24 protein-coding genes are annotated in these 26427 nt (G+C 36.0%); 11 read left to right on the forward strand and 13 right to left on the reverse strand.

Translation table 11 applies throughout. From position 1 onward, the window contains the following. Positions 1-75: 75 nt before the first annotated feature. From ACFE0M_RS18600 to ACFE0M_RS18625, 6 genes are all read right to left on the reverse strand, one after another. Complete coding sequence (locus tag ACFE0M_RS18600; RefSeq protein ID WP_434547299.1) at positions 76-411, reverse strand: N-formylglutamate amidohydrolase; 336 nt, start codon at positions 409-411, stop codon at positions 76-78. Between the two features lie 172 nt (positions 412-583). Next, a complete protein-coding gene (locus ACFE0M_RS18605) occupies positions 584-1819 on the reverse strand; it encodes a glutamate-cysteine ligase family protein (RefSeq protein ID WP_434547300.1) in 1236 nt (411 codons plus the stop codon). Between the two features lie 113 nt (positions 1820-1932). Further along, positions 1933-2241, reverse strand: coding sequence for a hypothetical protein (locus ACFE0M_RS18610; RefSeq protein WP_434547301.1), 309 nt, complete (start codon positions 2239-2241; stop codon positions 1933-1935). 27 nt (positions 2242-2268) lie between these two features. Continuing rightward, entirely contained in the window at positions 2269-3390 is a 1122-nt protein-coding gene (locus tag ACFE0M_RS18615) for a RimK family protein (RefSeq protein WP_434547302.1), read from the reverse strand. Continuing rightward, positions 3387-4088: a C39 family peptidase gene (locus tag ACFE0M_RS18620; protein ID WP_434547303.1), complete on the reverse strand. Its 702-nt coding sequence runs from the start codon at positions 4086-4088 to the stop codon at positions 3387-3389. Before ACFE0M_RS18620 ends, ACFE0M_RS18615 begins: the two co-directional genes overlap by 4 nt. A 110-nt stretch (positions 4089-4198) precedes the next feature. Next, positions 4199-5173: a calcium/sodium antiporter gene (locus tag ACFE0M_RS18625; RefSeq protein ID WP_434547304.1), complete on the reverse strand. Its 975-nt coding sequence runs from the start codon at positions 5171-5173 to the stop codon at positions 4199-4201. 138 nt (positions 5174-5311) lie between these two features. Between ACFE0M_RS18625 and ACFE0M_RS18630 the strand changes: the two genes are divergently transcribed. The 9 genes from ACFE0M_RS18630 to aroF all read left to right on the forward strand — a co-directional run bounded on the left by ACFE0M_RS18630 (position 5312) and on the right by aroF (position 14446). Continuing rightward, positions 5312-5527 (forward strand): 30S ribosomal protein THX, encoded by a 216-nt coding sequence (locus ACFE0M_RS18630; RefSeq protein ID WP_434547305.1) that lies wholly within the window; start codon positions 5312-5314, stop codon positions 5525-5527. A gap of 407 nt (positions 5528-5934) precedes the next feature. Then, positions 5935-7344, forward strand: a complete 1410-nt coding sequence (locus ACFE0M_RS18635) for an anthranilate synthase component I family protein (protein WP_434547306.1) — start codon at positions 5935-5937, stop codon at positions 7342-7344. Positions 7345-7353: 9 nt separating this feature from the next. Beyond that, positions 7354-7929, forward strand: coding sequence for an anthranilate synthase component II (locus ACFE0M_RS18640; RefSeq protein WP_434547307.1), 576 nt, complete (start codon positions 7354-7356; stop codon positions 7927-7929). A gap of 180 nt (positions 7930-8109) precedes the next feature. Next, positions 8110-9102 (forward strand): anthranilate phosphoribosyltransferase, encoded by a 993-nt coding sequence (trpD, locus tag ACFE0M_RS18645; RefSeq protein WP_434547308.1) that lies wholly within the window; start codon positions 8110-8112, stop codon positions 9100-9102. Positions 9103-9264: 162 nt separating this feature from the next. Next, the gene (trpC, locus tag ACFE0M_RS18650; protein WP_434547309.1) at positions 9265-10062 is read left to right on the forward strand and encodes an indole-3-glycerol phosphate synthase TrpC; all 798 of its coding nucleotides are present in this window, start codon (positions 9265-9267) and stop codon (positions 10060-10062) included. Positions 10063-10065: 3 nt separating this feature from the next. Beyond that, entirely contained in the window at positions 10066-10695 is a 630-nt protein-coding gene (locus tag ACFE0M_RS18655; RefSeq protein WP_434547310.1) for a phosphoribosylanthranilate isomerase, read from the forward strand. Between the two features lie 170 nt (positions 10696-10865). Then, positions 10866-12047 carry a tryptophan synthase subunit beta gene (gene trpB / locus ACFE0M_RS18660; protein WP_434547311.1) on the forward strand — a complete coding sequence of 394 codons (1182 nt, stop codon included), beginning with the start codon at positions 10866-10868 and terminating at the stop codon, positions 12045-12047. 90 nt (positions 12048-12137) lie between these two features. Further along, on the forward strand, positions 12138-12911 hold the full coding sequence (trpA, locus tag ACFE0M_RS18665) for a tryptophan synthase subunit alpha (RefSeq protein WP_434547312.1): 774 nt from the start codon (positions 12138-12140) through the stop codon (positions 12909-12911). Between the two features lie 521 nt (positions 12912-13432). Next, positions 13433-14446, forward strand: coding sequence for a 3-deoxy-7-phosphoheptulonate synthase (gene aroF / locus ACFE0M_RS18670; protein ID WP_434547313.1), 1014 nt, complete (start codon positions 13433-13435; stop codon positions 14444-14446). Positions 14447-14568: 122 nt separating this feature from the next. Here the strand turns inward: aroF and ACFE0M_RS18675 are convergent, their stop codons facing one another. The 3 genes from ACFE0M_RS18675 to ACFE0M_RS18685 all read right to left on the reverse strand — a co-directional run bounded on the left by ACFE0M_RS18675 (position 14569) and on the right by ACFE0M_RS18685 (position 19595). Continuing rightward, complete coding sequence (locus tag ACFE0M_RS18675) at positions 14569-17019, reverse strand: TonB-dependent receptor (protein ID WP_434547314.1); 2451 nt, start codon at positions 17017-17019, stop codon at positions 14569-14571. 21 nt (positions 17020-17040) lie between these two features. Next, positions 17041-17943 (reverse strand): alpha/beta fold hydrolase, encoded by a 903-nt coding sequence (locus tag ACFE0M_RS18680; protein ID WP_434547315.1) that lies wholly within the window; start codon positions 17941-17943, stop codon positions 17041-17043. A gap of 254 nt (positions 17944-18197) precedes the next feature. Then, positions 18198-19595 (reverse strand): hypothetical protein, encoded by a 1398-nt coding sequence (locus ACFE0M_RS18685; RefSeq protein ID WP_434547316.1) that lies wholly within the window; start codon positions 19593-19595, stop codon positions 18198-18200. Between the two features lie 215 nt (positions 19596-19810). Between ACFE0M_RS18685 and ACFE0M_RS18690 the strand changes: the two genes are divergently transcribed. Together ACFE0M_RS18690 and ACFE0M_RS18695 are read left to right on the forward strand one after the other, a co-directional pair. Then, positions 19811-19969 carry a hypothetical protein gene (locus tag ACFE0M_RS18690; protein WP_434547317.1) on the forward strand — a complete coding sequence of 53 codons (159 nt, stop codon included), beginning with the start codon at positions 19811-19813 and terminating at the stop codon, positions 19967-19969. Between the two features lie 221 nt (positions 19970-20190). Continuing rightward, entirely contained in the window at positions 20191-20733 is a 543-nt protein-coding gene (locus ACFE0M_RS18695) for a transposase (protein ID WP_434547318.1), read from the forward strand. A 388-nt stretch (positions 20734-21121) separates the two neighbouring features. Here the strand turns inward: ACFE0M_RS18695 and ACFE0M_RS18700 are convergent, their stop codons facing one another. The 4 genes from ACFE0M_RS18700 to fabG are packed head-to-tail and all read right to left on the reverse strand — an operon-like array spanning position 21122 to position 25913. Further along, the gene (locus tag ACFE0M_RS18700; RefSeq protein WP_434547320.1) at positions 21122-22606 is read right to left on the reverse strand and encodes an AMP-binding protein; all 1485 of its coding nucleotides are present in this window, start codon (positions 22604-22606) and stop codon (positions 21122-21124) included. Continuing rightward, the gene (locus ACFE0M_RS18705; RefSeq protein ID WP_434547321.1) at positions 22596-24131 is read right to left on the reverse strand and encodes a sodium/pantothenate symporter; all 1536 of its coding nucleotides are present in this window, start codon (positions 24129-24131) and stop codon (positions 22596-22598) included. Before ACFE0M_RS18705 ends, ACFE0M_RS18700 begins: the two co-directional genes overlap by 11 nt. Before the next feature lie 15 nt (positions 24132-24146). Then, positions 24147-25136: a 3-oxoacyl-ACP synthase III family protein gene (locus tag ACFE0M_RS18710; protein ID WP_434547322.1), complete on the reverse strand. Its 990-nt coding sequence runs from the start codon at positions 25134-25136 to the stop codon at positions 24147-24149. A 42-nt stretch (positions 25137-25178) separates the two neighbouring features. Continuing rightward, a complete protein-coding gene (fabG, locus tag ACFE0M_RS18715) occupies positions 25179-25913 on the reverse strand; it encodes a 3-oxoacyl-ACP reductase FabG (protein WP_434547323.1) in 735 nt (244 codons plus the stop codon). Positions 25914-26427 lie beyond the last annotated feature (514 nt).

Here is a 26427-nt window from a genome sequence, read left to right on the forward strand (position 1 = left end):
AATTTTTTTAATTATCTGTGCAAAAAGTGTAATATTGCTCATGAGGGGTTTTTTGGTTTTTGTGTCAACCCAAAATTAATATTTTGGGATAAAACTTAAACCCCTCTCTTTATTTAGGACGGTATTGTCTTCAATTAATTTTTTTTGAATGTTTTCAGATACTTTTTGTGAAAATTCGGAAAATAATTCTTTGTGCCCTAAAGTTCTATTGAATTCTATTAATAATCGGCTTATTGAATTGGATATGAGTTTACTATCTGCCCTTCGGCTGATGTATTGGGCAATCTCCAATGCACCTCTGTCCCAGCCCCTATGGCTCGTTAAGATTTCCTCCTGTCCTTTAAAATATGATTGATAAAGCTCAGGGATTTCATAACCCCCGTGCTCACAAGAAAATATAAACTTTGTCATGATTTTATTTTAATTAAAATATTGCATTAATTAACATCAGAGCGTTATCTCGGAAATTTTCTTTTTCAATTTTTTAAAAAAAAGAAAATTATCCGTGATCTTCTGATAGCTATACCAGAAAAATTTATATTAATTTCAAGTATAGCCCTTCTCATTTTAGGGAACGCTATCATTATCTTAGCTCATAAAGTTTATTATCTGAAAGGCAGTCCATCAAAAGCTGATATTCTTTTTTAATATTTTCATCAGACCAGCTTTTGTCTTTTAGGTTAGCCAAAATACGCTGAGATAAGTTGCCATTTTCCAATATGTATTCAATGATGACTTTTTTATCCTCTGATAGATAAACTTGACTGAGGATTTGTCTCCAAATATCTTGAATGGTCACATTTTTCTTTTTTTCCAAATCAAAATACATAAGGTATTCTTCATTGGATAAAATGCTTTTTCTTCCTTTTTCTAAGGCCAATCTATAAATATCATAAAGCTCATGTTCATCAACCGGATTGTTATTTTTCATATTGGGAATGATAAATTTCAAAGCTTGCTTCACAAATTCAGCTATAGCAATATCCGCAGCAGGGCACTCCTGCAGGTCAATAATTCGGATTTCAATAGCATTTCTGTCAAATCGGGCAATAGCACCTCTTGAATTCAACCATTCTTCCTGAAGGCTTCCATCCTTATCGAAAGGAGCAATATCACGATAAATCTTATTCAGGATTTTCTCTTCATATTCTGCTTTATTTGATACAGATTCGGGAATTACCTTTCCTGTTATGGAGGGAATTCTTTTTTGATTCTGTTCATAGAAGTTCAATCTATTATCCAATATCTCTGAATGATGGCCTTCAAAAATAGGAGAGGAGGCTGATAAGGCTGGGATAAGTGGCATAATATGCCTTATGGCCTCATGCAAAAGATAAAATTCTTCATCATTGGCAAATGGAAAGTTTATATGCATACTTTGCAAGTTGCCCCATCCATGCCCTTTACAGTCAAAAATTTGATTATAACGGCTATAGATCTCGTTTCGCTCATGTGGCCATAATTTCACATCAGTCAATGGATTCATTAAAGGATGCATAGCTGTCGGCATCAACTGACAATCCATTTCCACTAAAATATCATTGATTTCTTTAATGTTATCATGAAAATCTTCAGATAGTCTTGCTGTACCAGCCATTGGATTGCTGGTTTTTAGTTCAAGCACATGCAATACCAATTCGTTAGACCAACTGATGTTGCCATTTTCCAATTCATCCGTGACTTGACCGATTTTCTTTATGATTAATTGATCGGAAATAGGTGCTGGCATAAGGGTTTTACGGTTTATGATCATGTATTCCAGCTCTATGCCTATACATTCAAATAGGGAGTAGGTTTTGGTTGTTTCTTTTGTTTCCATTTTATTAATTCAGTTTTTTCAGTTAATGCTAACCTGAGATCACGGCTAATTTTCTTTTTAAGAATATTGGGAAAAGAAAATTTTCTACATGACACTCTGATGAATATGACTTTCTAGGCTATTTGCTTAGATTTTTGAATGCGTTCCAAAAAGATATCCATCATTTTGCTGTAAAGCTTATCTTTTAAGACGGCATCTTCCACACCAGTATCTATATTTGGATTATCATTAATCTCAATCACAAAAAATTTATTGCCTTTCTGTTTAATATCCACACCATAAAGACTATTTCCGATAAGTCTTGATAATTTTTCTGCAGTCTTAATTAATGCCGGGGGTGCCAATTCTACCGGCAAGGTTTCTACTTTTCCGTATTGTCCATTTTTGTTCCAATTGACTATTTGCCAATGTTCTTTGCTCATATAATATTTACAAGCATAAATGGCTTCTCAATTGAATACACCTACTCTCCAATCGAAATCCGTTTTTAGAAATTGTTGGCCAATAATCAAGTCAGATTTTTCCAATAGCGCAGATACTTTCTTTTTATATTCTTCCATGTTCTCCGCTTTGCTTACCCCTTGGCTGAAGGCACTATCGGGTTGCTTGAGAATAATAGGAAATCCTAAAATATCGGGTGCTATGCTAATGTTTTCTTTATGGATAATCAAAGTCTCAGGGGCTTCAATATTGTGCATTTTGAGTAGTTCGGCCAAATAAACTTTATTACTGCATTTGATAATGCTTTCAGGATCATCCACAACCACCAGACCTTCTGCCTTAGCTCGTTGTGCGAATCGAAAGGTATGATGATTTACGGCAGTTGTTTCTCTTATAAATAGGGCATCATAAGATGAAAGCGTGCTGTAATCATCCTTTGTAATTAAGTTGGCCTGAATTCCTTTTTGATTTGAAGCCTTTATGAATTTCTGCAATGTTTTTTCAGAACTAGGTGCTGTTGCTTCCAATGGATCCCACAAAATGGCCATGGAATAAGCCGAAGAGGTTCTTTCTGGAACAGTGAATTTTTTGGCTTCAAAATATTTTTTGGCAGCTTCTTCTACAAATGGATGATGCTCTTCTGGAATATCTCCAGATGCGATTGGGGAAATATTCTGAATCGACCATTTGTTGTTATTGAATGAAAAATGAGCCCGGATAAATGGTGACTGAAAAAGGTTGAATAATTGCATACTCAATGCATCATATTTCTTCGAAAGGTTTTTGCCAAAATAGATGCTTAAGGTATATTTTCTTGATTTGATTTCCTTCAATGATTTTTGAATCAATGAATCCAATTCTGTAGATAGTATTTTCACTACAGAAGCTGATTTCATTTCTTGAATGGTCTCAATACTAGGAATGGCTTTATGCCTTCTAGCTGCGGCCAATAAGGATACATAATAGCCTGTGTTTTGGTATTTATAGTCTCTACAAAGATTAAAAACCCTAGCATTTTTTAATTTCGAATAATCAGGATTGGTTAAATATTGTTTACCCGTAACTACTTCAATATCTTTGATGTCAAAATCCCAATCTTTGAGGTTTGTGACGGTTATTATAATTTTCATTTATTAATAATTAACAAATTGGCGTCATAGGTAATTACTCCCAAAAGTATAGCGCAAATTAAATGGTCTATATTTACTGAATATAATTGTGAATCAAACGGATTTCCATGTAATGGGTCAGCTACTTGAACACTGCTGTTTTCATAATTAATCCCGCTCAACACTACAAAATGACCGGAAGGCTGTCCTTTAATGTCATCATAGCGTACGGGTTCTTCACCGTATTCTCTTTTTTCATTGTAAAGATAAGTGGCACTCAGTCCTGTTAAAATCGGAATGTCCTGAATTAAATAGGATTGTAGTAAGTCCTTATTTAAAGTTTTGTAGGTGATTTTTCCTCCTTTTTCCAAAAATTGGATATACGCGAAAGATGCTTGTTTGAATTTTGGTGCCCTTTTATGTTTTAGCTGGTCTTTTAACTTTTCAACTAAGTTAATATTATCATCTTGAAACCAACTAGGGTCAAATATTTTTAAATTGAATGTGATGATTTCTGCTTGAAATCCTCTTTTTAGTGCGTCAATCCCCAGCATTACAGCTAAAGTGCCACCACTTTCCAAATATTCTATGGATTGAATGACTTCTTCTAGACTTAAATCTTCATTAAAATAGTTATAAACAGCATGTAAACTGGTTGGGCCACAAGTGCTGTCATTGGGTTGTCTGGAAATGTCCAGTCGGAGTATGTTATTTTTCAATTTATCTATTAAAAAGTAATCCGATAACGCTTAATTTGGGGATTAGTTTCTTTTATAGAAAATATTTTCTAAATATTTATAAATAATTGGTTATCATATATTTATATCCACTATTTTCTTATAAAAATATAGCTTAAATAAGCTATGAATGTAACCAAATAAAGTATAGCTTCCCATCGATCAAGCTTTTTGCTTTTTAAAGTAAACATGAATATGAAAAGCAGAATTGAGCCTCCAATCAATACAAAAAAGTCAAAATTCATCTCAGTATTAAAATTGAGTGGTGTAACCACTGAGTTAATACCTAAAATAAAGGTTAAATTGAAGATGTTCGAACCAATAACATTTCCTATGGCAATATCTGCTCTGTTTCGGTAAGCGGCTACCGCACTAGTAGCCAACTCTGGCAATGATGTACCTGCGGCCAATATGGTCAGTCCAATTAATTTTTCACTTAATTCAAAACTTCTGGCTATTTCCACTGCATTATCCACTACTAATTTTCCGCCTATCACCAAGCCAGTAATTCCGCCTAAAATCATCAACAAGGTAATCCAATGATTATAAATGGGTGTTTCTTTTGAGGTTGCATCAATTACAGCATCATTGTTTTTTACATTATAAAAGACATAGTAGATAAAAGCCACAAAAAGAAGTAAAAGTATAAATCCATCAACTAAACCAGCACTGTTTTCCTCGCTCCCAAAAAAGAACACGTCATTAACTAAAATGAACAAGATGATGACCAATGCCATCCCAAATGGAATTTCTTTCCAGACAGTTTCAGATTTGACCACTAGTGGTCTTATGACCCCTGCAACACCTAAAATAAAAAAAAGATTAAAAATATTACTACCTATTAAATTCCCGAAAACCACATCGTCCAAACCTTGTGAACCGGAGACCAAATTGACTACAAGTTCAGGGGCAGAAGTACCCATAGCCACTATAGTTAAACCAATTGCTATTTCAGAAACATTAAATTTTTTAGCGAAGGAGGAGGCACCGGTAACCATAAAATCAGCCCCTTTAATCAATAGTATAAATCCTAAAACGATAAATGCCGTATTCAGTAATAATTCCAAATTGTAATATTATGAGTTTGCTCACCAAGTTAGCACAAGTATTTATATTGGGAAACAAGAATTATAAATTATTGTCAAAATAGTGTAAATATTCTAATTTTAGGATTCAGTAAAAATTGAATAAATAAATTTAAAACTATGGGAAAAGGAGATAAAAAAACAAAAAAAGGTAAAATTTGGAGAGGGAGTTTTGGAGTGAGAAGGCCAAGGCCAAATGCTTCATCTGAAAATGCAGTTTCAGCTACTTCCAAGCCAAAAGCAGAAAAAAAAGTTGAAACATCAAAAAAAGCTAGTACAACTAAAAAGACTACTACTGCCAAAAAACCGACTACCAAGAAAAAAACTGAAAAATAACTTTGGTAATTTAAAATTGGCGTTTACATTTGTGTCAATGCAAAAGATAAATTCAAATATCAACTGGTGGTGGACTTCTAATATTTAGAGGACAGCACTGGTATATACAATATTCAAAACCTCGCTGTCAAGTGAGGTTTTTTTTTGACTAAAAACTAATAAATATGATTAATAAACTCAATAACTCATGGTGGTGGCACAAGGAAACATCTGAAACCGGATGAAGGGATATGCCATGCTTAATTGCAAACGAAAAGGCTTACCGGACATCCGGTAAGCCTTTTTTTATCTACTAATTTCTGACTAAACCTGTCAGGTTTGGATCGATAAATTATGTAAACAATCGAAAATTTTTACTAATAAACTAATTGAAACCTGACAGGTTTTAATAACCAAAATAAAAATAAATGAAAATAAAGAAATCACACATTACGCTTCCAGCAGATTCATTCACTCCGGTAGCACTTTACCTGCGCTTGCGGGATCAATTTCCGCATACATTTTTGATGGAAAGTTCTGATTATCATACGAGAAGGAATAGTTTCTCTTACATTGGAGTGCAGTCAATCGCAGAAGTTAAAGCCAATAAGAATTTATTCTATACTGAAATTGAAGGAGTGGAAAAAACAGAGGAGTTGAATGATAAACTAATGCTTCCCGATAAACTTCAAAACTTTATTAATCAATTTGAAGCGGATGATATTTTGAAAGGGGAAGAATTTGAGGAAAGTGGTTTTTTCGGGGCAACTGGATTTGATGGGGTTCAATATTTCGAAGATATTAATTTTGAAAAGGTACAGGAGGACATTCCTTTCCTTCGCTATCACTTTTATCGGTTTGTATTGGTTTTTGATCATTTCAAAGATGAATTGCATGTTTTCGAACACCAAATCAATAAAAAGTATGATTTCTCAAGGGAGGATTTGGTGCAAGTGATCCTAAATCGTTCAGTTCCGCAATTCCAATTCAAAAAAGTAGGAGAGGAAAATAGCAATATGAATGATGAAGAATTTTTAGAAATTATCAATAAAGGCATTGCTCACGCTCAATTAGGTGATGTTTTTCAAATGGTGCTTTCAAGAGCTTTTTCCCAGGAATTTAAAGGGGATGAATTTACAGTTTATAGAGCACTTCGTTCTCTCAATCCTTCTCCTTATTTATTTTATTTCGATTACGGAGACTATAAATTATTTGGGTCATCACCTGAGGCGCAAGTGGGTGTTAAGGGAAATAAAGCTTACGTAAATCCTATCGCAGGGACTTACCGCAGAAGTGGAGATGACCAAGCAGATGCCAAACTGGCCGAGGAACTGTTAAATGACGAAAAAGAAAATGCTGAACATACCATGTTGGTGGATTTAGGCAGGAATGATTTATCAAAACACGGTAATAATGTAAAAGTGGATGTTTATAAAGAAATCCAATTTTATTCTCATGTGATTCATTTGGTTAGTAAAGTAACGGCCGATGTTCCTGAAAAATCTGCTGTGAAATTATTGGCGGATACATTTCCTGCAGGAACATTAAGTGGTGCTCCGAAATATAAAGCTTTAGAGTTGATCAATAAATACGAACCTACAGGTAGAGGTTTATATGGTGGAGCAGTCGGATTGATTGGGTTGAACGGAAATCTTAACCACGCCATAGTAATCCGCTCTTTTGTCAGCAAAGACAATAAATTGAATTATAGAGCTGGGGCAGGTATAGTGGCCTTATCAAATCCGCAAAGTGAATTGCAAGAAGTGCATAATAAGCTCTTTGCTTTGAGAAAAGCGATGGAAAAAGCAGAAAATTTATTCGACCAACATCAAAAATAAGTGAAGGAAATGAAGATATTATTATTGGATAATTACGACTCCTTCACTTACAATTTGGTGGAGGTTATCAGACAACAAAATTTGGGAGTTGAAATAGATGTAATCAGAAATGATAAAATAACGGTGGAAGAAGTTGCGCAATATGATAAGATTTTACTTTCACCTGGGCCGAGTGTTCCTGAAAATGCAGGTATTATGTTGGATTTAATTAAAAGATATGCTTCTGAAAAACCGATTTTAGGAATATGCCTTGGACATCAAGCAATAGGTCAGGCTTTTGGCGGAAAACTATTAAACATTCAGCCTGTTATGCATGGAATTCAAAGTAAGGCAATACTGGATAATCATGATCTTTTTGAAGGAGTAAATAATGAAATTAGCATTGGAAGATATCATTCTTGGGTAATTGACGAAGTGGGTTTTCCTGATGATTTGGAAATATTAGCCCGTTCTGAGGACGGTCAAATTATGGCGGTCCAACATAAGAAATATGATGTATGTGGATTACAATTTCATCCTGAGTCGGTAATGACCCCGGAAGGAAGTAGGATACTGAGGAATTGGATTGAGGGAGTTGAAAGTTAGAAGTGGGAAGATGGAAGTTGGGTGTAGGGTGATTAGGTCAGTACCGCAGGTCAGACCGGAAGTGGAGCGTTAAAATGAAATAAATAGAAATAAGGTTGAAATAAATGGAAATAGAATAGGGATATCTGAGACAATAGAATAGTCTTGAATCTAGATTCTAGAATCTAAAAATCTAAATTAATGAAAGAATTACTTAATAGATTATCACAATACAATACCCTGAGCAAAGAGGAGGCTAAGGCTATCTTTTTGCGGATCGGACAAGGAGAGTTTAATAATTCCGAATTGGCGGCTTTTATGACGCTATTTATGATTCGCCCGGTAACGGTAGAGGAATTAAGCGGCTTCCGTGACGGATTGATGGAATTGCGAGTGCCCATTGATTTATCTGCCTATGATGGCATGGATTTATGTGGAACAGGTGGAGATGGTAAAAACACCTTTAATATCAGCACCATGTCAGCATTTGTGGTGGCGGCATGTGGTCAAAATGTGGTCAAACACGGCAATTATGGGGTATCTTCCAAATGTGGTAGTTCCAATTTACTGGAGCATTTTGGTTATGAATTCACCAATGAACAATCAGAGCTGGAAAGACAATTAGAGGAAAGTGGAATATGTTTTTTACATGCACCAAAATTTCACCCAGCTATGCGGTTTGTGGGGCCAATAAGGAAGGAATTAGGGGTGAAAACTTTTTTTAATATGTTAGGGCCTTTAGTCAATCCAGCTTTACCTAAAAAACAATTGGCAGGGGTTTTTAGTCATGAATTAGCTCGTATTTATTCATATTTATTTCAGGAAACTGATACTCAATATAGTGTGGTTTATGATTTAGAAGGTTATGATGAATGTTCGCTAACCGGAGAAACCAAAGTTTTTTCTTCTAAAGGGGAGCAGTTTTTAAAGCCTTCCGATTTTGGATTAGAAAAAATAAAGGCGGAAGAAATACACGGGGGTGAAACCATTGAAGAGGCGGCTAAAATTTTTACTAGAATTTTAAATGGTGAAGGAACAAAAGCACAAAATTCAGTAGTTTTTGCCAATAGTGCACTTGCGCTTCAAGCGGCAGGGAAATATGATGATTTGAGAGATGCTACGGAAGCTGCCAGAGAAGCAATTGAGTCCGGAAAGGCTTATGAGGTATTTAAAAGACTGTTAAAAAAGGCTTGAAATTGGAAAATTGACAATGGAAGAGGAGGGAATTGTTTAGGTCAGTACCGAAGGTCAGACCGGAAACAGAGTTACATTGAAATAAATGGAAATAAGATAGAAATAATGTTGAAATAAGAGAGGGTCTAGAGTCTTATATCTAGAATCTATAAATCTAAAGAAATGAATATTTTACAAGAAATAGCAGAATATAAAAAAGCAGAAGTAGCGGAGCGTCAAAAACTTTTCCCAGTGGAATTTTTGAAGCAGAAACTGTATTTTAAATCAAAACCAGTTAGTTTGAAATCCTATGTTTTGGATGAAAATAAGACGGGAATAATAGCCGAAATAAAGAGGAAATCGCCATCTGAAGGATTGATCAATCCGCATATTTCAGTGGAGGAAGTTTCTATTGGTTATATGCAGAGTGGAGCTAGTGCTTTGTCGGTTTTAACAGATGAACCTTCCTTTGGTGGAAGTTTGAAAGATTTAGAAATCGCACGTAAATTCAACTATTGCCCAATTCTCCGGAAAGATTTTATGCTGGATCCTTATCAGGTTTATGAAGCCAAGGCACATGGAGCAGACGCTATATTATTGATAGCAGCCATGATTGATAAATCATTATGTCAGGATTTGGCATCATTAGCGCATGAGTTGGGAATGGAAGTTTTATTGGAAGTGCATAATCAAGAGGAATTAGATAGCCATTTTGGAAATTATGCTGATTTGGTAGGGATTAATAGCCGTGATTTAAAAAGCTTCGAAACAAATTTAGATGTTATGGCTTCTTTGGTAAATCAAATTCCCGAAGGAACAGTGAAAATTGCAGAAAGTGGGTTGAAAACCCCAGAAGATGTAATTAAAATGAAGGAAATAGGGTTTCAAGGCTTTTTGATCGGTACCACATTTATGAAAAGTAGCCAGCCATCCAAAGCTTGTCAACGATTTTCTCAGCAATTAAAAACTGTTAAAAGTTAATAGATGATGAATACACCAAAAATCAAAATTTGCGGGATGCGAGAGGTAGAAAATGTGAAGCATATTCTGGCTTTACAGCCTGATTTTTTAGGCTTTATATTCTATGATAAATCAAAGCGTTTTGTTTCAGATGTTCAAATGGATGAGCTGATGAAATTAGGCTTTGGGGATACGCTAGCAGTTGGTGTTTTTGTTAATGAAGAGGTTAATAATATTCTCGAAAAAGCTAATAAAGGCTATTTTACCCATGTTCAATTACATGGAGATGAGAGTCCTGATGAGGTGAAAGCCCTGCAGGCGGAAGGTTTAACGGTCATAAAAGTTTTTTCTGTTGGGGATGATTTTGATGAAAGCATTTTAACCGATTATGAAATGGCAGATTATTTTCTTTTTGATACTAAGGGGTTATACAGAGGAGGAAATGGTCAAAAATTTGATTGGTCGATCTTACAAAGGCTATCGATTCAAAAACCTTATTTCCTCAGTGGTGGTTTGGATGTAGAAGATGTTCAATCCATTGATTCGGATTCATTTCCAAATTTAGTAGCCCTAGATTTTAACAGTAGATTAGAAATAGAACCAGGGTTGAAGGATGTGGAAAAGGTGATGAAACTATTTACCACTTCTAACTAATTAACGAAGTACCTCAGGTCAAAATGGTAGTAGTGGAAGAAGTCAGAAGATGGAAGTTAGAAGATGGGAATAGGAAGGCAGAGTTGATGGCATACATTGTAGATATAAAAAAAGTTGCGATAGATAGAGTTATTCTAGATACTTGATACAAAATACTAGATACTAAAATTATGGAAATAAAAATAGATGAAAACGGATATTACGGGGATTTTGGCGGGGCTTATATTCCTGAGCTTTTGCATCCAAATATTGAGGAGCTTAAAAATAATTATCTTAAAATCTCAGCTGAACCTGAGTTTCAAGAAGAATTTAAAGCATTACTCAAAGATTATGTAGGAAGACCTACCCCTTTATTTTTAGCTAAAAAATTGTCCAAAAAGCATGGAGCCAAAATCTATCTTAAAAGAGAAGATTTGAACCATACTGGTGCGCATAAAATCAATAATGCCATAGGTCAAGCTTTATTAGCTAAGCGATTAGGTAAAAAGAAAATTATTGCAGAAACCGGTGCTGGTCAGCATGGAGTGGCCACTGCCACAGCTTGTGCTTTATTGGATATGCCCTGTACCGTGTTTATGGGAGTGAAAGATATGGAGCGCCAAAAGCCTAATGTGGAGCGTATGCGTATTTTAGGAGCTAAAGTAGTTCCTGCTAATTCTGGAAGCAAAACCTTAAAAGATGCTACCAATGAAGCCATGCGATTCTGGATCAATAATCCCGATGATACGCATTATATAATTGGCTCGGTTGTAGGACCTCATCCATTTCCTGATATGGTGACCCGTTTTCAGTCGGTGATCAGTGAAGAAATGATGGCGCAATTGCAAGAGCAGGAAGGCACCAATGCACCTGATTATGTAGTAGCTTGTGTAGGAGGAGGAAGTAATGCAGCCGGAGCATTTTATCATTACTTGAATAATGAGAAGGTAAAATTAGTAGCAGTAGAAGCAGCGGGACATGGTTTGGATAGCGGAGAAACAGCAGCTACAACTGCTAGGGGAAGTTCAGGTGTATTGCATGGTTTTAAAACCTTATTGATGCAATCGGAAGATGGGCAGGTAACAGAACCGTATTCTATTTCTGCTGGATTAGATTACCCTGGAATTGGGCCATTGCATGCTCATTTATATGCCAGTAAAAGAGGTATCTTTAAATATGTAACCGACAAGGAAGCCATGGATGCTGGAGTGGAATTAAGTAAGCTAGAAGGGATTATTCCTGCAGTGGAAACGGCTCATGCTTTAGCGGCCTTGGATCAGTTTAATTTTAAAGAAGATGATATAGTGATAATTAACCTTTCCGGAAGGGGAGATAAAGATTTGCAAACTTATATCAACTTTGGAAACTACTGATTAATTACGAATTACGATTTTTTAATTATGAATTTAGGATCGAAGATTTTTAGTCTTGATTCTTGGTTCTAGACTCTAGGTTCTTTAAACATGAAAAACAGAATTGAACATATATTCCAACAAAAGGATAAAGAAAAGCTAACTATTTATTTTACGGCTGGCTATCCCAATTTGGAAGATACCAACACCATTTTGAAATCTTTGGATAAAGCGGATGTTGATGTGATTGAAATAGGCATGCCTTATTCCGATCCTTTGGCCGATGGGCCGACCATTCAACAAAGTAGCATGAAAGCTTTGGCAAATGGCATGAATTTGAACAAGCTTTTTGATCAATTAGCCGATTTAAGGAAAATTACGGACAAAGCTGTTTTTATTATGGGCTATTGTAACAATGTATTGAAATACGGGACTGAAAAATTTTGTCAGAGATGTGCGGAGGTGGGAGTAGATGGATTGATATTGCCTGACATGCCCATGCATGAATTTAAACTGCAGTTTAAGCCAATTTTTGAAAAGTATAATTTGAAGAATGTATTTCTGATTACCCCTAAAACGTCCGAAGAACGAATTCGAGAAGTTGATGCTCAAGAAGGTGGATTTATTTACATGGTGAGTAGTTCTAGTACAACAGGAGGTAGTTGGGGAGACAGTCCGGAGCGGCTAGATTATTTAAAACGCATTCAAAAAATGAATTTAAAAACCCCAAGAATGGTCGGATTCGGCATCAGTGATCATGAAGCTTTGAGCATTGTCAATCAATATGCAGATGGAGGAATTATTGGCAGTGCTTTTATAAAAGCTTTGGATGAGGAGGATTTGGAGGGTAGTATTGAGAGGTTTATATCTAAAGTTAGGAAGTAGGATGATTGGTGATGAATGTAGGATGTTTAGGTCAGTACCGAAGTTCAGACAGGAAATAGCAATGAGATAAATTGATTTAAATTGAAATAAGGTTGAGGATTTAGTTTTTATTTAAAGATTTAGGTGAATGGTAAAGTGTTATTAGCCATTTATTAACTAACTCGACCACTTCCGAGGAACTCGGAAAAGCGGAAGGGAGGAAAGTTTAGCGGGCCAGCGTTGGCAATTAGGGTTGAAACATTAAACTTTCTTGAATTTTTGATTCTTTTTGTTCAAGTCCTCGAAGTGTATTGAACTGAACTTCAATGAAGATAACAAAATTCTGCTTTGTTAAAGGATGTGAGCGAGGGCTAAACAGCCTTTGGCTGTTCTTTTGTTTTCTTTTGATACTTTTGTGGTTAAACTTCCAGCTTTAGCTGGTTTTTAGTCTTGTTATATAGTAGCAAAAAGAATGGAGAGATAAAATAGAGCTTATATGTTTCCTGAATCAAAGAATTAAACATTGAAATAATATTAATGATATGATATTACAATTAGAAAAAGACATAAACAATACTCAAAAGGAAGATTTAATCTCCTCTTTGGGTAAATTCACTAAATCAGTGAGTGAAGTACAAACCCAAAAAGGCTTCTACTTGGTAGCTTTAGAAAAGGGAGATATAGACATCCGTGAGATCGGGCATCTGTCAGGTGTGAAAGATGTACATGTGGTTTCGGATAATTATCAATTGGTTTCCAAAAAATGGAAAGTTAATCCGGCCGAAATCAAATTGCGTGATGGAGATGTCATCTCACAAAACCATTTCAACATCATGGCTGGGCCTTGTAGCATTGAAAATGAGGAACAAGTTGATGCTGTTATTGCTCATTTGGTTGCTAATGATGTAAAAATCATGCGTGGAGGAGTTTATAAACCAAGAAGCTCACCTTACTCTTTCCGTGGTTTGGGAATGGAAGGCTTGAAAATGTGGCATGACAAAGCCAAGGCCGCTGGCATCAAAATCATTACCGAAGTGATGCAATTATCACAAGTGGAAGAAATGTATGATTTTATTGATATCTATCAGGTAGGGGCTCGAAATACACAAAACTTTAATTTGCTGGATGAATTAGGTAAAGTAGATAAGCCCGTGATGATTAAAAGGGGAGTGAGCGGTACGATAGAGGAATTACTTTATTCAGCAGAATATGTTTTCAGTGGTGGTAATGAAGATTTGATATTATGTGAGAGAGGAATTCGTACTTTTGAAAATATGACCCGTAATACATTGGATATCAATGCGATACCGGTACTAAAAGATCGGTCTCATTTACCGGTTGTGGTGGATCCTTCTCACGGGATTGGAATCAGAAAATATGTAGAACCAATAGCTTTAGCAGGGATAATGGCTGGGGCAGATGGGGTAATCTATGAATTGCATCCCGACCCTGAAAAAGCCATGAGCGATGGTCAACAATCTTTATATTTTGAGGAAAGTACTGCTATGGTCAATAAAATGCGAAAGGCTTATGAGTTGAGAGGGGAGCTGAATTAATTAAATTGATATACCCAATAAGATTGAAGCCTCTGTAGTGATACAGGGGCTTTTTTGCATAAAAAAAAGACTGCTATTGCTAACAGTCTTTTAGTGAAGGTTGGTTGTAATAATTTTGAATATTACTTTTTGCTTCCTATTGGAGGCAAGTTCATTTTAAATTCAAAATTGAATAGTCTTCCGATAAAAGGGGAGGCAGTGAATTCTCTGATTTCTGAATCAAATACATTCGTCACTTGACCTGATACAGTGAATTTCTCATTTATTCTATAACCTAAACTCACATCAACGTTCACAAATCCTCCCAATGGCCCATAATTCCATGTATCCGTACTTCTGGCATCCTCCACTATTGGCGTACCTCTATAAGTCAAATCCTGGGTTTTAGCCGCAATCTGGAAACTTGAGAAATAATCAAACTCTTGTACCCATCTTGTGAAAACGGTCCCGAAGAATTTACTTCCAGAATAGTTAAGACCAAAACCTGCTCTATTATTTGGAGAGTTGACCAATACATCAAGTTTGTTAACTACACCGTCATTATTGAAATCATTTTCCATATTGTTTTCATCAACATAATAGTCGAAGAAAGAGTAGTTGAAATTCAGACTTAAACTATTTGATAAAGCATAATTTATTCCTAAGTCAAAGCCGTAGGTATCTACCTCACCGAAATTGATATAGGTAGCAACCAATCCGCCATAAGCGCCATAACCTGATTGTACTTCCTCTATAGGCGTATCACCTCTTTGAGTGGTTACTCCTACAACTGTCACTGGACTCAAGAAATCTTTGGACATATTATAGTAAGCATTCGCATCTACAAATAATTTATTGGCAGGTTTTCCTTTGTATCCTAACTCAATGGTTTGGATTTGTTCCACTCTTTGAGGTTCCACCATGCTTCCATCCGCTAATGTAAATCCTTCTGCATTTCCTAAAATTAAACCGCTGAATAAATCTCCATACATATTAAGGATGGTTGGAGCTGCGATTCCTTTACTATAGGTCAATCTTACCGCCCCATTATCAAATGATTTCACGATACCGCCTTTTGGGACAAAATTAAATTCATAAACCTGATGATAATCACCTCTGGCTGCCCCAGTTAATTTAAATCCATTACCTAGTTTGTAATCCAACTGAGTATAAAACCCTATTTGATTGATTGTGATATAGTCATTTTCATCTTCATCCAATAAATAGGTTCCATGGCTATTGGCCATATCTCTTTGAAATTGGGAGCCAATTACTATATCTAAATCTCCAATACTGTTGTTATGTTGTATTTCTGCGTTAAATCTTCTTGAATCATCAATGAATAAAGCCCCACTTTGGTAAGATAATCTCCTCGCCTCAGCATCCGACACTCCGGCATCTATAGCCGCATAATAAGCTTTGGTTCTATCATCTAACGAATGTGTAGAATCAGTTTTACTGGTAGTTAAATAGGCCTGGGCAAACCACTTATCAGAAATGAATTTTAACGTATAATGGTTAATTCTCCAATCTTTGATTTGATTTCTTCCTACGTTGGTAGGCGCTAAGTAAGTACTGCTGCTTCCTCCCCAAGTTGCTACCAATTCTGCATTATCAGCTACTTCATAAACCATGGAGGCATTACCTCGTAAAAATTCAAAGTCGTTATCTAACTCCAATTCTTCATATCCTCTTCTGTAAGGGTTACCTTCATTATCAATCCTGGTGATATAAACTGAATCGGCAAATTCAAATTCTGTTCCTCGTGTATATTCGCCTGATACTCTGAAAGCTAATTTATCATTGATTTTTTGAGCATGTCTCAATCTTCCGGTAAACATGTTTTGATTTCCGGCTCCCAAAGCAACTGTTGTACCTTCAGAAGTTCTTGGGTCCTTCATGATGGTATTTACTAAGCCATTGTGTGCATTCGGGCCATAAAGTGCCGCATTTGGGCCTAAAATAACTTCCACTCTGTCGATATCTTCTTTAATATTGGTAGAAAGTGGGCCAAATGGCAATCCAGTGGCAACCAGTGTGGCAAATCTACCATCATTTACTTGAAGGTTTTTAGCATTGAAGTTACTGTTAAATCCTCTAATATTAACTCCGGTTCCAATTACTCCCGAACGGACAAATTCAACTCCTTTTACCCTTGATAAAAGTTCTCCTGCATTAAAAGAAGGCAATTCATTAATTTGTCTTGAATCGATCACCTGAATGGTTGCAGGAGTTTCTGTGATTTTTTCCGCTTTTCTGGTACCGGAAACCACTACCTGATCCGATAAATAAACCAAGGATGGGGTCAAGGTAATAGTCCCTATATCCGATGATCCACTAACTGATTTTTTAAGCGTTTCGAAGCCTATAAAGCTGAATACTAATGTGATATCAGTTCTAGAGGTTTTTAATTCAAAAGTACCATCCGTTTTAGTTGAAACACCTTCCTGAGTGCCTTCTATCATCACGTTTACACCCGGTAATGGGTCATTCGTGTCTCCGTCCAATACTTTTCCAGTAATGGTCTGTTGTGCGAATAAAGAATTTGCCCATAAAAGACAAATGCTCATGCAAATTGTAATTATCGTTTTCATAGTAGTCGTATATTTAGTGGTTTAATTGTTTTCTAAAAAGTTTTTCATGATTTCATTTACTTTATTGGGTTGGTCAAAATGTACAAAATGACCAGCTTGAGGTATCATTTCCAGTTGGCTGTTAGGAATTTCTTCTTCTGCTGTTTTCCCAATTAATTCGGTATTTGAATTTTTATGTAAATAGGTGTTCGGTATTAATCGGTCATCTTTGCCGTAGCAGATCAAAGTAGGCTGTTTGATTTCTCCCAATTGCTCAAATACGGGTTCATTCAACATGCCCATCACTCCAGCTGCTACTACATGGCAATAATCCATGAATTGTGCATCAGATTTGATTTTCATCCTGTCTGAATACATAAATTCAGCCCTTTCATCCATTTTATAAAAATTCAATGAAAGATTGATGCGGTATTGCTCATCGGAAACCTGAGCAATGCTTTCGGCTGTAGTGGAATTTTTAAAGATTTCTTTTTCCTGTTCACTGAAAGTTTCAATTCCAGCTGGTGCCATTAGCATTAATGACCTTACCTTTTCAGGATGTTTAATAGCCATTTTCAATGCGATTTGTCCGCCCATTGAATGCCCTGCTAAATGGAAAGAAGCAATGTCTAATTGATCCATCAGCTCAAATAGAAATTGGGCATGAAAACTCATGTCTGCATTATATTTTCCCTTAGAGGATTTTCCATAGCCCATTAAATCAACAGCAATACATCTGTAGGATTTGGACAGCTCATTGATATTATATTTCCAAGCTGGTGCATAGCTCGCTAATCCATGAATGAATAAAATGGGCTCACCATCACCTAAATCCGCATAAGCCATGGTCTTGTTCCCTGACAACTTTGCTTCCTTCATTTCAAAAGGATAGTCCAAGGCGTCAAACTGGGCTTGACTATAAGCATTACTAGAGATTAAGCCCATGATTATGATTATTAGAAGAATAACACTTAGTGTGAGATTCTTTTTGTTGTAAGAATAATGTACTTTCATTTTCCATTTAAATAAAATTAACTTTGCTCTAAATCGCTTTTGCTAATCTATGAAAGCTTAATTCAAACCAAATGAAGAATAATATTAAATGAGGGTTGACTATTGAAGTGAGAAATGGTATTAAATACTAATTGAAAATAGATAGGCTTTATTTTTTATTTTATAAAGGGTGCGACTTTTATATTTTAGAACAGTTCAGGAATTACTTTTTGGGTATCTTTTAATAATTCATTTACTGCTTTGCTACGGTTACTGATTTTATCGTAAGTCTTTAGGAAGTTTTTTGAGAATTCCTTGAGCGCATTTAACTCTATTTTTTCACTTTTATAAGATGCTGCATTCTGATACCATTCCAAAGTGGCAACCGAACTTATTTTTTGTAAATATTTAGCTTCTCTTTCTAATAATTTGAATTTGTTGATGTATTGCAAGATTTTTCGGTAGTGGCCTTTTAGAAATAGAGCTCTGAAATACACAGTAAAGAAAAAATGCCATCTATGCTCCAGTAATTCCTTTTTGTAAGCAGAAAGAAAAATTTCAGCATGTGTGATAGCCTTATTTAATTCTGCAGAATCTGTAAGGCAACGTACGTAAGATGCTACAAAGCTTACTCGGTGGTGGAAATTGGCGCTTTTCTTAGCTTGTGGAAATGCCGTTTTCATTAAGCTTAAAGCTTCGTGAGTTTTCCCCTTTTTTAATAAAACGGTATTGAGATTATTCACATAGTGCAAAAAATCACTGTTTTCAACCCTGATGGATAAATAGCCATATTTTTCTGCTAAATCCAATTGATTGGCTTTACTATGGAAGAGTAAACGATTGCCGTAATAGTTAATTAAGATCCTTTTACTATAGAAATTCCCTGATTCTAAAAGCGGCTCTACTTCCTCAAAGAGGTTTTCCATTTTCTCCTGTTGGTTGTAGTTGTAATAGAGAAATATAAGTCGTACTAAAGCGTAATAGCGGTTCATTCCATCCATCATGGGATCTCGGAAGATGGTCAATAGCCAACTTTCCCACTGCTTTGAATCCTTATCGTTAAAGGTATATTGATTAGTAATATCAAAAGTGGCTTCCTGAATCCTTCCATAAACCAGTCGGCATTGGTCATAATTGTTTTTATACCGATTGACAAAATTAACGGCTTCATTATATTCTTTATGGCGCATCCTTACCAATAAGTAGTTCAATAAATGCATGGCTAATTCGAAGCGCTTCATGAAATAATAATGGGAAGTATCAGTATTTTTAATAATGGTCAGAAGAATCTGCTCATCTTCGGTGTTGATGGCATCATTCATTAATTTTTTTTCCAATTCAATCAGCTGGTCAAATTCTTTATCTACATCCGCATTATTCAAATTATCACTTATCCATTGAATCATGCGGGAATATTTCCTTTTGTCGATATGAGTTGAAAAATCTGGTTGTGGAGTTACGCCCGCTACCTTTTCATGGGTTTGCCTTAGAATAATGAGATTTTCAGGGTCAGCAAATTGCTGTTTATTCAATAAATAAGTGGTTTCATGGGGTAAGAGTCCCTGAATGAATTCATTAAATTTTTTTAGTTTTTGTTTTTTCAAAAGGGTAGTGGACTATTGTTAAACCTAAATACTACAGCCATGAAAATTAAGTTATTTTATGGGTTAAATCAAATCCTTGATTTGATTAACTTCTTGCTCACTTTTGAAGTGTCTTTTTATTTAGCCCCACTCCCCCTTGCAGGTGTTTTCACCTGAAAGGATTGGTGAGATAAAGAAAGCCACTCATGTAGTTGTTTAGGTGAAAACACCTAAACATGGGAAGGGGAGAAGCATTTGTTTATGTGGAAACGCCTATTCATGGCAAAAGGGCGAGTATTACTTCAGTTTTTCACTGTTGGTTTGATGGGAATAATATACCTATTTTAGTTCTAAGAAAATGGGATGACGTCAAATTAAAACCTAGCTTAACCTAACCTACTCCCCCCCCCTTGCAGGTGTTTTCACCTGCAAGCCTCTGTGAGAAATACAAAGACTATTAAGCAGTTGTTTAGGTGAAAACAAACACCTAAACTTGGCATAGGGTTTCATGTCTTCTCCTGAAAGTTTCCGTGATAAAATTTTGTAGTGCTGTAGCGGATTATTTAGATTTAAAGTTTTGTAGAAATTCAATTCAATTTTTTTCAACGTATTATTGATGGAAGAAATAAGAGATGAACATTTAAAAATTGGTTTTTTCACTGCCTCTATTCTTCATTGGAAATCACTGTTAAAACCAGCTAAGTATAAAAATATAATTACAAATAGTTTTGATTTTTTAGTTCGTAAAAACAGAGCAAAAATTTATGGATTTGTAATTATGCCAAATCATATTCATTTTCTTTGGAAGATAATTTCTCCATTCACACTAGATCAAGTTCAAAGAGACTTTTTTAAATATACAAGTCAAATGATTAAGTTCGATTTAAAGGAAAATCATCCTGAAGTATTAAAGCATTTTTGGGTGAATTTGCGAGATAGAGAATATCAATTTTGGCAAAATAAGCCTTTAAATAAATTATTGGATAGTAGAAAAATTGTTGAGCAAAAACTTGATTACATACATAATAACCCATTAAAAGGAAGGTGGATGTTGGCAGATAGCCCAGAGGAATATTTCTATTCTTCATACAGGTATTATGAATTTGAAGATAAATTGAGCTTTCCTTTCTTAGAGCATTATATGAGTTGTTTTGAATGATTCTTAGCAGTTCTTCTTGGTTTAAGGTTAGCCGGAAAAACTTCAATTCATTTGTCTCCCCCTTTCAGGTGTTTTCACCTGAAAGCTTCAGCACGACACAAATAGCCATTGAAGCAGTTGTTTAGGTGAAAACACCTAAACATGGGGCTGGGGTTAGTTTTTTTAGCAGCTAGTTTAAATGAGAATAGTTAAAAGTGGGCAATTTGTTAAAACGAAGAAGGAGTTCAATCAATATAATTTGCTTCAAACCTACACCCCCTTTCAGGTGTTTTCACCTGAAAGCTTCTGTGAGATACTCCTAGCCAATTATGCAGTTGTTAAGGTGAAAACACCTTAACATGGGAAAGGGGGGCGTTTGTTTACCTGAGAACACCTAAACTGGGAGGGGCTAACTTAACAATTTCCGATTAATCTTTCCCGTATCGTTTTTAGGCAACTCCTCCATCACCTCGAAATGCTTCGGTACTTTGTATTTTGCTAAATGCTTTATACAATAGGCGGTAATATCGGATACTTCTTTTCTTCCATTCTTAAAGACCACAAAAGCTTTCCCTACTTCACCCCATTTTTCATGTGGCACTCCAATTACGCAGACTTCCTTAATTTCAGGATGTTTTAAGATGCATTTTTCCACTTCAGCAGGATAAACATTCTCTCCACCCGAAATGAACATGTTTTTAATTCTATCTACCACATACAAATAGCCATCCTCATCTTTTTTTAAGATGTCGCCTGTTTTAAACCAGCCATCCACTATTGCTTTTTCCGTTTCTTTAGGGTTTTTCCAATAGCCTGGCGTAACAATCGGGCCTTTTATCCAAAGTTCACCTTTTTCAGTCGGCCCTGCTTCCACTCCGTTTTCATCCATTAGTTTTGTGTCCACATAAAAGTTAGGGAAACCAATAGATCCTCTTTTTCTGATGGCATCTTCTGCTTCCAGAGAGGTGATGTTGGGACCACATTCTGTTAATCCATATCCTTGCCTAATGGGCACGCCTTGTTTATTCCACTGTTCGATTAATGGAATAGGCAAAGCTTCACCGCCCACTATCATATAGCACAACTGGCTAAAGTCAGTCTGTTTAAAATTTTCGCTTTCACTTAACATTCTCACCATAGTGGGAACTAGCATACTGATGCTAATTTTCTCTTGTTCTAATGCCTCTAATACTTTTTCAGAATCAAATTTTGGCATCATAATCAGTGTACCTCCAAAATGTAAAATCGGGGCAGTGAGCACATTCCATCCACCAGTGTGAAATGGAGGCATGACATTTAGATAAATATCATCCGAAGTGATTTTTAACCTGATAGCCGTATTGATACTGTTCCACAACATCATACCATGCGTATAAATGGCACCTTTTGGTTGCCCAGTTGTGCCGAAAGTATATAGAATAAATGCAGGATGTGTTTCCTCCAAAGGTTTTGAAGTATATTCAGCCGTTTGCTCTTTTGATGCAGAAGTTAGCCAGTTTTCATATTGAGAAAAGGCAATTACTTTTTCTTGCAATAATTTTGGAACCTCATTTAATAAACTTCTGTATTCTTCGGCTACAATAATGAGGCTTGGGTCTGAATTTTGAACCAAAAAAGCTATTTCACTTACACTTAATCTATAATTAATCGGAACTAAAATAACCCCCATTTTTTGGGCTACACCCAGCAAGGCCACATATTCAGCATCGAAATCGGCAAGAACCAATAATCGGTCGCCTTTGGTTAAATTATATTCTTTTTCAAATATATTTGCTAGTGCATTGGCCCCATGATTGAGGGATTTATAATCATACCCCAGTCCACTCTCAATATTTTTAACCGCTAGTTTATTGGGGCTATAAGTACTCCATTTTTCAAACCAATCACATTTCATCTTTTCCTTGTTTTGGTAATACAAAATAAAAAATTAATCCGATAGCTGTAGAACTGATAATGGCAATGGCAGAAGATATGGCCGGATTTTTTACTTCGCCTTTCATATATGGGGTTAAACCTCCGTAATATATGCTAAAATACACAATCAAGGCAGTGAAAGCAGCCAAATAAACTGCTTTTGGATTTGTCCTTTGTAAAAACATTCCGAATAAAACGGGTATAAATGCACAAGAGAAATAAGCATAAACTCCATTTTGAGCAAATATAGCCACGCTCATATTCGGATTAATCAATTGCTGATAAGAAAATATAAAAGAGACCACTGCCAATAGAATAATCACTAATTTATTCACCAACATTCCGGTTTTAGGTCTAGTTAGTTTTTCCCTTATGCTTATCGGACTTATTTTCAATAATATATCAGAAGTGATGGTGGTGCTCAAACTTTGGATTAAACCTTCCAAAGTGGACATGCCGGCAGAAATCAACCCGAAAATTATCACAATACTGATATAGACTGGAAATTTACTGACTACATAAGTAGAAATGAGTCCATCAGGCGCTATTGGGCTTCCATCAGCCATGAGGTTTGGAAATTCTATTCTGGCGTAAAAACCTGCAATCACTACTAGGAAAAATAAAAATTGAACGATTGAACCTACAATCAAATATCTGTTTACATCACTTTCTTTTTTCAAAAGCAATGATTTAGTCAGGATGTGAGGCTGGCAAACAATGGCAATACCCACTACCATCTGGCAAAAAATAATTTCAAAATAATCTCTGAAAATGGGGCTTTCGGGATTGAGTGGCTTGGTCAGCAATGGATCAATAGTATTCAGCTTTTCCATAAAACCATTGATACCTTCTTCCAAATATTCATATCCAGAGCCTATTAAAACAATGGCTACTATCAACATGGAAATGGCTTGAATGGCATTTGTATATACCATGGAATTGGCCCCGCCAAACATCATGTAACCAAAAATAAAGACCACTACACCCGTTAATACCCATACAGCATCCACATCCAAAGCTTTGGATAGCACCTGACTAATGCCCACACAAATCAGCACTATAAAGGTGATCAGTAGGAGTGATAGGAATGCAAAAAACAAGGAAAATCCTTTGCTGTTATACCTGTTGCCCATCCATTGTGCCATGGTGAGGGCGGATACTTTACTACCGAATTTCCGAAATCCTTTGGTCAATAAAATAAGCGAAAAGACAGCCGTAATGGGTAAGGCTAACCCGTAGGAGATAAATCCGCTTATACCATAAGTTCCTATCAAACCCGGGTTGATAATAAAAGTAGCAGCACTAGTCATAGAGGCAGCTAAGGATAATCCCACAAAAGCAGGTGAAAAGGATACGCTCCCTACAGCAAAATCACTCATGTTTTGGGTTTGCCTAAAGCCTTTAAAAACCAAATAAATAACTGCGATAGCATAGACTGATAACAAAATGACTGTTGCCGTTGCTACAGGAATCATTCCTACTAAAAAGTTTATATTGAATATCATACTTAAGTTTAAAAATTATAATCTGAATGCAGCACCAGCAAAGGATAGCCCTCCGCCTGAACCAATCATAAAAATGACATCCCCTTTTTTAATTTCTCCATTTCGGAAAGATTCATCTAATGCCATAGGAATTGCGGCTGAACCTGTATAGCCATATTTATGCATAATGTATTTAGCTTTGTCTTTTTCCAAGCCTAAATTATCCAACATTTCATAAATACTGTTAATATTTATTTGCGTCATAAAAAATTTGGTCACTGCTTTTACGTCAATGCCAGCTTCTTTTGCCATTCTTTGGCTCATTTCTGTCCACATGCTTGGATTCAGTTCTTTAGGGAATTTTTTCACAAACTGTAGTTGATGTTTTCCGCTGTCCACCACTTTATGATTAACAGGACAGCCAGTTCCTCCAGCATAAATTCCCATCCAATCGTGATATTGTCCTTGCGTAAATTGATGGGCATTTAAAAATCCACTTTCAGTATTTTCCTCTGCACTTAAAATTACCGCACCAGCACCATCCGCAAAAAGAGTGACGGTTTTTTTGTCTGTTTTATTCAAATATTTACTCATGGCATAGGCACCTATTACCAAGATGTGTTTGTATTGCTTATCCGCGATAATATATTTTGAAGCAGTATCTAGAGCACTTACAAATCCTGCACAGGCTGTATTCAAATCAAAAGTTCCGGCTCCGGTTGCCCCAAGTCTATGTTGTAAGACTGCGGCAGTGGCAGGGGAAATATATTCTGGCGTGTCAGTAGAAATAATGATTTGATCTAATTCATCTGCTGGAATTCCTGCACTTTCTAATGCTTTTAGAGCGGCTTGCTCGCATAAGTCAATGGTAGATTCATCTTCATCGCACCAATATCTTTGTTTGATGGTTAAATTTTCACGGAGCCATGTGTCCACATCTTCGCCCAATAGCTCATTGAAATATTCGTTTTTCAATAATCTTTTCGGGACATAAGATCCAGTTCCGCTTATCACTGCATTTCTCATAGTTTTAATGTCTAGTTAAGTAGTTTTGGAAAAGATGCAATCTTAAATGGTAACCGCCCCATCAACACTGAGTGTAGCGCCACTTATGAAAGATGCCTCATCAGAAGCTAAAAATGCATAGGCACTGGCAATTTCTTCTGGTTCCCCTAATCTGCCAAGTGGTGTTTTTCCCTCTAACATATTGATGACTTTTTCCGGTATGCTTTTGACCATTTCGGTGGCAATAAAGCCCGGTGCTATTGCATTGACGGTGATGCCTTTTCTGCCCAATTCCTTTGCCCAAGTTTTGGTCATGCCGATTACTCCGGCTTTGGTGGCTACATAGTTGGTTTGACCAAAGTTACCATAAATCCCTACAACGGATGAAGCATTAACAATACGTCCATAAGCTTGCTCCACCATAAAAGGAGAGATGGCTTTTGTGCAGTAGAAAACTCCGTTAAGGTTTACATCCAATACTCTTTGCCATTGTTCGATGCTCATTTTGGATAAAGTAGCATCCTGTGTGATGCCCGCATTATTGATCAAAATATCTATCTTTCCGAAATCTTGATGAGTTTGCTGAGCGGCTTTTTCCACTTGTTCAAAGGAGGTAGTATCTACCTGATAGAATTTGGTGTTATTGCCCAGCTCCTTGGCGGTTTCTTCTCCTTTTTCTTTTACAATGTCCCAAATAGCAACTTGAGCACCTTCAGTTATAAATTTTTGAGCAGTAGCTTTTCCGATGCCATTGGCACCACCAGTAATTACTGCTACTTTATCTTTTAGTCTTTCCATAAATGTCGTTTAATTTTGGAAAGCAAATTGGGTAATAAGGTCTTATAGCTCAATATGTAGGTTTAAATTAGAGGGGTTGACTATTAAATAATGGAAATGTTATTAAGTTAAGCATTTAATTCTCAGCTTTCACTACAGACCTAAAAAAATAACCTTGGTTATTTTTCTTTGTGTTCTATTGTCTCTTTTCCCGATAAATGCGGGACAGGTCGTGGTAGTAATGTATAACTGTTAATTAGAAAGGATGACTTTTCATTACCACAAAAGATACTATGTTAAATTCCTAATTAGTTTTATACTTTTAATCCATTTATTAACTTTGAACTGACCAAAAGAAGGCTTCAGTCGATTCTTTGCACCGGAGTCTATCTAGAGCGGGGTCTTAACGGCTCCGCATTTTTTGCTTCGCAAAAGACCAAAAGAAGGTCTTAGTCTCTTCATTACCCGGTGTCTATGCTGCCCACTGGTAATTCTCGTCAAAAGTCGTATCTTTTTTCCATACTACATAGCTCAG

It is taken from the genome of Marivirga sp. (assembly GCF_051117495.1).
GTDB lineage: Bacteria > Bacteroidota > Bacteroidia > Cytophagales > Cyclobacteriaceae > Marivirga.